Source organism: Cyanobium sp. FACHB-13342 (genome assembly GCF_014697415.1).
Lineage (GTDB): Bacteria > Cyanobacteriota > Cyanobacteriia > PCC-6307 > Cyanobiaceae > Cyanobium_A.
Genome location: NZ_JACJRT010000009.1, coordinates 186,078 through 194,715, shown reverse-complemented (window position 1 = coordinate 194,715; position 8,638 = coordinate 186,078). Strand labels below are relative to the sequence as shown.

Here is an 8,638-nt window from a genome sequence, read left to right as displayed (position 1 = left end):
GTGAGCACGATGGCCTTCAACCTGAACGGTTTCAACTTCAACCAGTCGATCCTCGACGGCCAAGGCCGTGTGGTGAACACCTGGGCGGACGTGCTGAACCGTGCAGGCCTGGGCATGGAAGTGATGCACGAGCGCAACGCTCACAACTTCCCGCTCGACCTGGCCGCAGCAGAAGCCACCCCCGTGGCTCTGACTGCCCCCGCCATCGGCTGATTGATCAGCTACGGCTGAACAAGCCAAACGGAATCCCCCAGGCCCCCTCGCAAGAGGGGGCTTTTTGTTGGCTGGGCATGAGCTTGGGCCCGACTCGCGCTGCCCCCGTTGCCTGCGAATTCCCACTGTGTTGAACAATGGGGTGGCTTCTTGAAATCACGCTATCCGCGAGGAAAAGATCTGTCGCCTTCTGGTTCTGCCAGGGCCATCAACGATTCTCTTTTGTGAGATTCCGACCAACTCGAGCATGGGACTTGGCTGGATCAATGCCTCCCTGAAGTACCTGTTGTTGATCGAGTTGGTTGGATCCTCCCGTCAGCCTTGGCGTCAACGGTCTGTGGCCGTTGCCCAGTTGGCAGATCGGCCGATGTCCAGATGAAAGTCCCCGATTCAGCAGGATTGGAGGCTGATGATTGGGGGTTGGGTTTGTGTTCTTAAGCCGGAGATCGGATTTGAACCGACGACCTACTGATTACGAATCAGTTGCTCTACCACTGAGCTACACCGGCATCCCGATGAAATTAGCATTCAGGGGTCGGCCTTGATGGGGTGTGTGGTGAAGGGATCCAAGCGTGAATCGATTGATCCCGCTCTGAAGGCGCGCCTGTTGCAGGAAGCCCGCACGCCGTGGCGTGGCTTGCGTCGAGGGCTGTGGCTGGCCCTGGCGGCTTCCGGAGCGGTGGGGCTGGCCACGATGGCCATGCGATCGGCCAGCGGGGCTGAAGTGGCCTCAGGGGATCTCCTGATCCAGCTGGGCGCCCTCGGGCTCTTCGGCAGTCTCCTCTGGCTCGATCGCAACCGGGTCGGCGACTGACGTTTCCTTGACTGACGTTTCCGTGCCGATCGCGTTTGGCTCCAGCGTTGGGGCTTCCATGGAGGACGGCTCCTCCTCCGCCGAGGACTGCTGCAGGCTGGTGGGGGTGATCTCTGGTTCCAGTTCAGGCTCGGGTACCAGTTCCGGTTCGGCGATCCGTTCAGGCTCAGGCCGGACTGGTTCCGGTTGCTGGATCTGCAGGGGGCTGAGCAGCAGCAGGGGCAGGCCCAGGCTGAGGCGTTGGCTCTCCAGTTGGCTGGCCGTCAGGGGAGTTGCGGACGCCATGGCCTCCGGGCGGAGGCGCAGCAGGGCGAGGGTTTGGCCGAGCTGTTGCCACTGCCACAGGATCAGGGCCAACAGGGGGCAGGCCAGCAGCAGGCCAACCAGGCGGGGACTCGCCGCCAGGGGCGAGAGGGAGGCCGCCAGGGCGGCGTGCTGATCCATCCACCAGAACAGGGGCAGCAGGGCGGCTGCGCCACCCACCATGGCCAGCTTCAGCGGCAGGGGGCTTTGCAGGGCCGACAGCGTGCGTTGGGCTTCGCTGCGTGCCCGCAGGGGCACCTGGACCACCAGGAGGGAAAAGACGTCGGCTGGGCGCTTCCAGAGCAGGATGGCGGGGCCCAGGGCGCCAATGGCCCAGGCCAGCAGGCGCTCCAGGCCGGGCAAGGGTCCAGGGTCGGCTCCGGCCAGCAGGAGCAGCAGCCCCAGCAGCTCCAGCGGAATGGCACCGATGGCCATCAGCTGGAGCCAGAGCAGGGGCTCGCTGCGAGGGGTCACGGGACTCAGGTGCTGAGGGTGCGGCGCTGGGTGACCAGCTTGAAGGCCTCCACCCGATCCCCTTCCTGCCAGCCGGTGTAGCGGTCGGTGCCGATGCCGCACTCGAAGCCGGTGGCCACTTCCTTGACGTCGTCCTTGTTGCGGCGCAGGGAGTCGAGGTCGCCCTCGAACACCTTGTCCTTGCCCCGCCAGACGCGCACCTTGCAGTTGCGCTGCAATTTGCCGGTGGTGACGTAGCACCCGGCCACCGCACTGCGGCCGATGGTGAATACGGCCCGCACCTCGGCCTCGCCCAGAGGTTCTTCCACCAGCTCGGGCTCCAGCAGGCCTTCCATGGCGAGCTGGATGTCTTCAAGCAGTTTGTAGATGACGTCGTAGTCGCGCACATCCACACCCGTGGCATCGGCGGCGCGCTTGGCGCCGGGAGCCATGGAGGTGTTGAAGCCCACGATCACCGCCCCGGAGGCGGCGGCCAGGTCGACGTCGGTTTCCGTGATCTCGCCCGGAGCCGAGAGCAGCACCCGCACCTGCACCTCGCCCTGGGGCAGTTGCTCGAGGGAGCCGAGGATGGCTTCCACGCTGCCCTGCACATCGGCCTTGAGGATCAGGTTGAGCTCCTTGAGCTCGCCCTCGCTGGCCTGGCCGGACATCGAGGCCAGGGAGACCCGGCGCGAGGCCATCTGCTGGGCCAGGCGGGTGGCACGGGCCTCGTTGGCCCGGTCACCCACCACCGAGCGGGCGGTCTTCTCGTCGGGATAGACCTCGAATTCGTCGCCGGCGGTGGGCACTTCGCTGAAGCCGAGCGCCTCAACGGCGTAGGAGGGGCCGGCTTCCTTCACGCGCTTGCCGCTGTCATCCACCATGGCGCGCACCTTGCCCAGCACCGGACCTGCGGCCAGCACATCGCCAGCGCGCAGGGTGCCGTTCTGCACCAGCAAGGTGGCCACCGGACCCTTGGCCTTGTCGAGGTGGGCTTCGATCACGGTGCCGCGGGCCATCCGATCCGGGTTGGCCTGGAGGTCTTCGACCTCCGTCACCAGGAGGATCATCTCCAGCAGCTTGTCCACGTTTTCGCCCTTGATGGCGCTCACCGGGACCATCACGGTGTCGCCACCCCAGTCTTCGGCCACCAGCTCGAGGCCCGAGAGCTCCTGCTTGACCCGATCCGGTGAGGCGCCTTCCTTGTCGATCTTGTTGATCGCCACCACGATCGGCACCTTGGCGGCCCGGGCGTGGCTGATGGCCTCCAAGGTCTGGGGGCGCACGCCGTCATCGGCGGCCACCACCAGCACGGCCACGTCGGTGACCTTGGTGCCCCGAGCCCGCATGGCGGTGAAGGCCTCGTGGCCCGGGGTGTCGAGGAAGGTGATCTTGCGCTGCTCGCCGGCGTGGGGGATCTCCACCTGGTAGGCACCGATGTGCTGGGTGATGCCCCCGGCCTCGCCGGCGGCCACCCGGGTTTTGCGGATGGCGTCCAGCAGGCTGGTCTTGCCGTGGTCGACGTGGCCCATCACGGTCACCACTGGAGGACGACGGATCAGGTGGGCCAGGTCGCTGGCCTCGATCATCTCCACCGTCTTGGCGGCAGCTTCCTCGACGTCGTCTTCGAGCACTGGCACGCCAAATTCCTCGGCCACCGCTTCGATCGTGGAGAGATCGAGGCTCTGGGTGACCGTGGCGATGATCCCCTTGAAGAACAGGCTCTTGATGATCTCGGAGCTTTCCACGCCGAGTTTTTCGGCCAGCTCCTGCACCGTGAGGTTGCCCTCCGGCACGATCAGCATTTCGGGCCGAACGGCCTTGGCCTCGCGGGAAGCCCGCAGCTCCATGGCCCGGCGCCGCTGGCGCTGACGGGTGGTTTCCTTCTTGCGCTTGCGCATCGCCGCCATCGGCTTGGCGGCGGGAGCGGCGGCAGCGCGGGGCTTGGCGGGGCGGGCCAGGCTGGCCTGCAGCACAAAGGCTTCCTGCTCGCCGGCATAACCACCGGTTTCGGCGGTGAGGGCATCATCGTTTTCGCCGATGATGTGCACCTTGGTGCGCTGCTTCTGCGGCGTGCGGCTGCGCAGGGCTTCCAGCTTGGCGCTGTCGTCCCAGTCCGGGCGGCGGGGCCGGCCGGCCGCACCGGCGGGTGTGGGAGCCCGGAAGCCCGGGCGTCTTGGGGCTGCCGGGGGGGTGGCGCTGGGGCGCACCAGGTCGGGGGCTCCGGCGCCGCCGCCGGGTCCTCCTGCTTCGGTGCGATCCCCGGGGCGGCGAGGTGGCGGCGCGGTGGGCCGCCCGGAGGGCTTCTGCAGCTGCATCAGCTCGCCAGGGGCCATCGGCTTGCGCATGCCCGCGGGCATGCCGGGGCGGCCGGGGGCAGCGGGACGACCGGGGGCTCCGGGAGTACCGGGGCCGGCGGTGTCACGGCGGATCGGCTTGCCCACCAGCTCCAGTGGGGTGGGTCCAGGCCGTCCCGGCGCTCCAGGCTGACGGGCTCCGGGCTGGCCGGGCCTGGTGGGGGCGGGAGCTCCGGGCCGCTGGGGTGGGGCGGGTCGCTGGCTCAAGGGGGCGCGGCCCGCCGGGGGGGCGGGCCGGCTGCTGGTGCTCCCGGCACCGGGACTGGTGGGGCGGCCCACCAACTGGGGCTTGCTGGGGGCAGGTCGCACCGGCAGCTCCGGCTTGCGGCTGGTGGGTGCGGGGGCTGGGGTCGCCGGCCTGGCTGGGGTTGGGGTGACGGGGCGTGCCGGTTTGGAGGCGATCACCACCGGTTTGGCGGGAACCGCAGCGGGCTTGTTCGGTGTCGCGGCCGGCTTGCTCGGCGCAGGGGCGGGTTTGCCGGGCACCGCAGCGGCCGGTTTGGCGGGCGGAGCGGGCTTGCTGGGCACCGGTGGTTTGCTGGCCAACGCGGGCTTGGCCACCACGGCTGGCTTGCTCGGCGTGGCCGCCACCGGGCGGGCTGGGGGCATCACGGGTTTGGCCGGCGCCGCCGGCGCCGCAGGCTTCATCGCCACCGGAGCGGTCGCCGGCTTGGCGGCGGCGGGAGCCGGGGCGCTGGGGTGGGGGGCCTCGCCGGCTCCAGCCTTTTTCACGGAGAGAATGGCCTTGGGTGGGGCTGTCGGGGCGGCTGGAGCGGCCGCTGGGCTGCCGTTGCTGCCGGTTTCAATCAAGGAGCGGATGCGGGACGCTTCGTCGTCGCTGATCGAGCTGCTGTGGCTCTTGGCCGCAACCCCCAGCTTCTCGGCGGCATCGAGCACGTCCTTGTTCTCCAGGCCTAGATCCCGGGACAGCTCATAAATTCTGACTTTGCCGCTGCTGGTCATTCAGGTCTCCATGGGTCGGGGCCCAAGGGGCCGCCGGGTCGGGGCCCAGGGGCCGCCAAGCGGGGCCGAGGGGCACACCAGGCCGCACGCGCTCTGCGGCCAATGTTCATCTTGCCTCAGAGGCGAGATCAGCGCCCGATGTCAGGCGCCTTTCCAGGGCTTCGACGATGGAATCTGCAACCTGGCAACGCAGGGCCCGCTGCAGACGCTTGCGTCGTTTCGCCTCGTCCAGACACACCTGGCTGGGGCAGAGGTAGGCCGAACGGCCCATGCCCTGATCCAACCCGATTCCCCCTTCGGCCAGCCGGATGACCCGCCAGAGCTGCTGGCGATCCAGCAGCTCCCGGCAGGCCACGCAGCGCCGAAGCACGGGCCGGCGACTCACCGGGCCCCGTCCTCGTCATCGCCCGCCGGCCCATCAGCCGGAGCTTCTGCGGTGTCTTCGGTGCTGTCTTCTGTGGTCACCTCACCATTGTCCTCGTAATAGCCCTCCTCATCCTCCGGCAGGGGGTAGAGCTCCCGCAGTCGGGCATCCTCCTCAGCGCGGGCGGCCTGTTCGATCTCCAGGCGCGCTTCGGCCTCCGCCTGCAGCGCCTCCTCTTCCTGTCGCTGGGCGATCAGCTCGGACACCACCGCATCTTCGGAGGCCTGGTCGTATTCACTGGCGTTCTTGATGTCGATCTTCCAGCCGGTGAGCCGGGCGGCCAGACGCACGTTCTGCCCCTCCCGGCCGATGGCCAGGCTGAGCTGGTCGGAGGGAACCAGGACGTGGGCATGTTGGCCTTCGGGATCCACCAGGCGGACCATCTCCACCCGGGCCGGGCTGAGCGAGTTGGCGATGTACTGGCCCGGGTCGGGGGACCAGCGGATCACGTCGATCTTCTCGCCGCGCAGTTCGTTCACCACCTGCTGAATGCGGGAGCCCCGGGCGCCGATGCAGGCGCCGACGGGGTCGACTTCCCGTTCCACCGAGTCGACGGCCACCTTGGTGCGCGGGCCCACCGAGCGGGAGGGGGGATTGGCTTCCCGGGCCACGGCCACGATCCGCACCGAGCCCTCCTGGATCTCGGGCACTTCGTTTTCGAACAGGTACACCACCAGGCCGGCGTTGGAACGGCTCACGAACAACTGGGGCCCGCGCCGGGGCACCTCGCTCACCTCCTTGAGGAACACCTTGAAGGTGGCGTTGGCGCGGTAGTTGTCGTTGGGCAGCTGGTCGCGGCGGGGCAGTTCGGCCTCCACCTCGGGGCGGCCGAGGCCGCTGCTCACCGCCATGATCACGCTCTGGCGCTCGAAGCGAATCACCCGGGCGGTGAGCACGGGATCTTCCAGGTCGGCGAATTCCTCCTGGATCATGCGCCGCTGCTGGTCGCGCAGCTTTTGGGCCAACACCTGCTTGGTGGTGGCGGCGGCCATGCGGCCGAAATCGTCTTTCTCCGGGGTGACATCCAGCACCACGGTGTCGCCGATCTGGGCGTCATCCGCCACCTGCTGCACTTCAGCCAGGGCGATCTGGTGGTCTTCGCTCTCCACCTCTTCGACGATGATCTTCGAGGCCAGCACCCGGTAGCCCTCCTCCTCGAGGTCGAGGCCCACGTCAAAGTTGGAGAAATAGTCCTCCTCGAAGGGGTCTTCGCTGATCCCCAGGTAGAGGGTGCGGCGATAGCGCTCGTAGCCCTTCAGGAGGGCTTCCCGCAGGGCGGCCTCCACGACGGCAGGCGGCAACTTCTTCTCTTCGCTGATGTCCTCGATCAGGTTGTTCAGACCGGGGAGCAGAACCAGGGCCATGGATCAGGGGTGAGAAATGGTCAAGGGGGCGGTCAGGAGGGCTGGGTCGGGGTGACCAGACGGACGCTGATCACCGCGTCCCGGGGGATGCGCTGGGTGCGGCCGCGGATGTTCAGGTGCACATCCGTCGCATCGCGCTCCAGCAGGAGCCCTTCGCGCCGCACATCAAGGCCCTTGCCGTCGCGATAGTGCACGTCAACCGGGAATCCGCGGAAGCTGCGGAAGTCCCGGTCGTCGTGCAGGTCGTCGCTAACGCCAGGGCTGCTGACCTCCAGAACATAGGCATCGCCGAGCAGCTCGGCCGCTTCGATCGCCTCGCCGAGCGGCGCACTCAGGGAGGCGCACTCGTCGAGGCTGATGTCGCTGCCATCGGCCCGCTGCACCAGCACCTGCACCGTCATCGGAATGCGATGGGTGAACAGGTTCACCCCCTTCAGCGCGAAGCCGGCTTGCGTCACGGCCGCTTGGGCCAGGCGCTCCAGGTCGGGCTGAAGGGGGTGGGGCAATGCTGCAGGGGAGCGGGGGGCAGGCGGCCCGCCGGCTGTTGCAGTCTGGAAAAACTGCCCTGGGAGGCACGACGGCTCAGCCTGGGGCTGAAACGTGCATCAGGGATTGCCCGCCGGGCAAGCCATCACCCTAGGGGATGGTCGGTTCCAGACCCCTAGCCGCCCAGGGGAGGCATCTCGATCACCGGAGCCTCGGCGAAGAAATCACTGGGCTGCACGGTGCCGCGCAGGCTGGGGTCCTGGTTGAGGCACTGGGCCTTCTGTTCGTCGGTGCGCAGGTACTGACACACCCGGGCCCACAACTTGGCGCGGGTGCCCGGGGCCCCCTGGCTGAAGTGCACTAGGTCGTTGCCGCCGGCCATGCCCTGGATCTCCACCTGACACAGGCTGCAGCGCTGACGCGAGCCGGGGGGAATTGCTGCCATGGCCGACTGAGCGTTCAAGGGTCAATTTAGGCGGATGCGCCTGCTTCAGCTGAGTGATCCCCACCTGCTGGCCGATCCGGAGGGCCGCTTCCGGGGCCGTCAGCCCTGGGCCTGTCTGGATCGGGCCCTGCAGCAGGCCTTGATCCAGGCCCCGCGGCCGGATCTGCTGCTGATCAGCGGCGACCTCTGCCAGGACGAAAGCTGGGCGGGGTATGCCCTGCTGCGCGACCGCCTCGCCGCTTGGCCGACGCCCGTGGCCCTGCTGGCCGGCAACCATGACCACCCCCAGCGCCTGCGTGCCGCCCTGGGGCGCCAGGCCGTGCTGGCGCCGGCGGCGCTGGTGATCGCCGGGGTGCGCCTGCTGCTGCTGAACAGCCACCGGGCCGCCTGCGTGGAGGGCTGGCTGGGGGCGCGCCAGTTGGCCTGGCTGGCGGAGCAGTTGGAGGGCCCCAGCCGCCTTCCCCTGGTGGTGGCGGTGCATCACCCGCCCGTGGCGATCGGTGATCCCCGCTTCGATGCGATTGGCCTGCGGGACGGATCGGCCCTGCTGGAGCTGTTGGTTCCCCAACCCCAGCTCCAGGCGGTGCTCTTTGGCCACGTCCATCAGCACTGGCAAGGGCCGTTGCCAGGCCGGCCCGAGGTGCCGGTGCTGGGCTGTCCCTCCACCCTCTGTGGCTTCGGCCCGGTGCAGCCCTGCCCCTTGGGAAGGCCCGACGATCCGGGGGGGCGCCTGCTGGAGCTGAATGGCGCGGGCGGGTTGCACCACACCCTGCTGCGCTGGAGGTGTCCCTAGCCTCTGCATCAACCTGACCGGCC

The 8,638-nt window shown here is 68.6% G+C and carries 8 protein-coding genes, 1 tRNA gene and 1 pseudogene; 3 read left to right on the top strand and 7 right to left on the bottom strand.

Going from position 1 to position 8,638, the window contains the following annotated elements; translation table 11 throughout:
- Positions 1-213, top strand: a pseudogene (locus tag H6G16_RS09065) (photosystem II q(b) protein); the annotation flags it as partial.
- 437 nt (positions 214-650) lie between these two features.
- Here the strand turns inward: H6G16_RS09065 and H6G16_RS09060 are convergent.
- Positions 651-722: transfer RNA gene (locus H6G16_RS09060), tRNA-Thr, on the bottom strand.
- 35 nt (positions 723-757) lie between these two features.
- On the opposite strand from H6G16_RS09060, the gene H6G16_RS09055 reads away from it, so the two are divergent.
- Complete coding sequence (locus tag H6G16_RS09055) at positions 758-1,027, top strand: DUF3493 domain-containing protein (RefSeq protein ID WP_190389982.1); 270 nt, start codon at positions 758-760, stop codon at positions 1,025-1,027.
- Here H6G16_RS09055 and H6G16_RS09050 read toward each other — a convergent pair.
- The 6 genes from H6G16_RS09050 to H6G16_RS09025 all read right to left on the bottom strand — a co-directional run bounded on the left by H6G16_RS09050 (position 944) and on the right by H6G16_RS09025 (position 7,822).
- Positions 944-1,804 carry a low-complexity tail membrane protein gene (locus tag H6G16_RS09050; protein WP_190389981.1) on the bottom strand — a complete coding sequence of 287 codons (861 nt, stop codon included), beginning with the start codon at positions 1,802-1,804 and terminating at the stop codon, positions 944-946. The two genes, H6G16_RS09055 and H6G16_RS09050, sit on opposite strands and share 84 nt — an antisense overlap.
- A gap of 5 nt (positions 1,805-1,809) precedes the next feature.
- Positions 1,810-5,103, bottom strand: coding sequence for a translation initiation factor IF-2 (gene infB, locus H6G16_RS09045; protein ID WP_190389980.1), 3,294 nt, complete (start codon positions 5,101-5,103; stop codon positions 1,810-1,812).
- A 106-nt stretch (positions 5,104-5,209) separates the two neighbouring features.
- Positions 5,210-5,488 (bottom strand): DUF448 domain-containing protein, encoded by a 279-nt coding sequence (locus H6G16_RS09040; RefSeq protein ID WP_190389979.1) that lies wholly within the window; start codon positions 5,486-5,488, stop codon positions 5,210-5,212.
- Complete coding sequence (gene nusA, locus H6G16_RS09035; RefSeq protein WP_242036309.1) at positions 5,485-6,891, bottom strand: transcription termination factor NusA; 1,407 nt, start codon at positions 6,889-6,891, stop codon at positions 5,485-5,487. Before nusA ends, H6G16_RS09040 begins: the two co-directional genes overlap by 4 nt.
- Positions 6,892-6,923: 32 nt before the next feature.
- Positions 6,924-7,397, bottom strand: coding sequence for a ribosome maturation factor RimP (gene rimP / locus H6G16_RS09030; protein ID WP_190389978.1), 474 nt, complete (start codon positions 7,395-7,397; stop codon positions 6,924-6,926).
- Positions 7,398-7,552: 155 nt separating this feature from the next.
- Positions 7,553-7,822: a hypothetical protein gene (locus tag H6G16_RS09025; RefSeq protein WP_190389977.1), complete on the bottom strand. Its 270-nt coding sequence runs from the start codon at positions 7,820-7,822 to the stop codon at positions 7,553-7,555.
- Positions 7,823-7,856: 34 nt separating this feature from the next.
- Here H6G16_RS09025 and H6G16_RS09020 point away from each other — a divergent pair, with 34 nt between their 5' ends.
- Positions 7,857-8,615, top strand: a complete 759-nt coding sequence (locus H6G16_RS09020; RefSeq protein ID WP_190389976.1) for a metallophosphoesterase — start codon at positions 7,857-7,859, stop codon at positions 8,613-8,615.
- Positions 8,616-8,638: the final 23 nt, after the last annotated feature.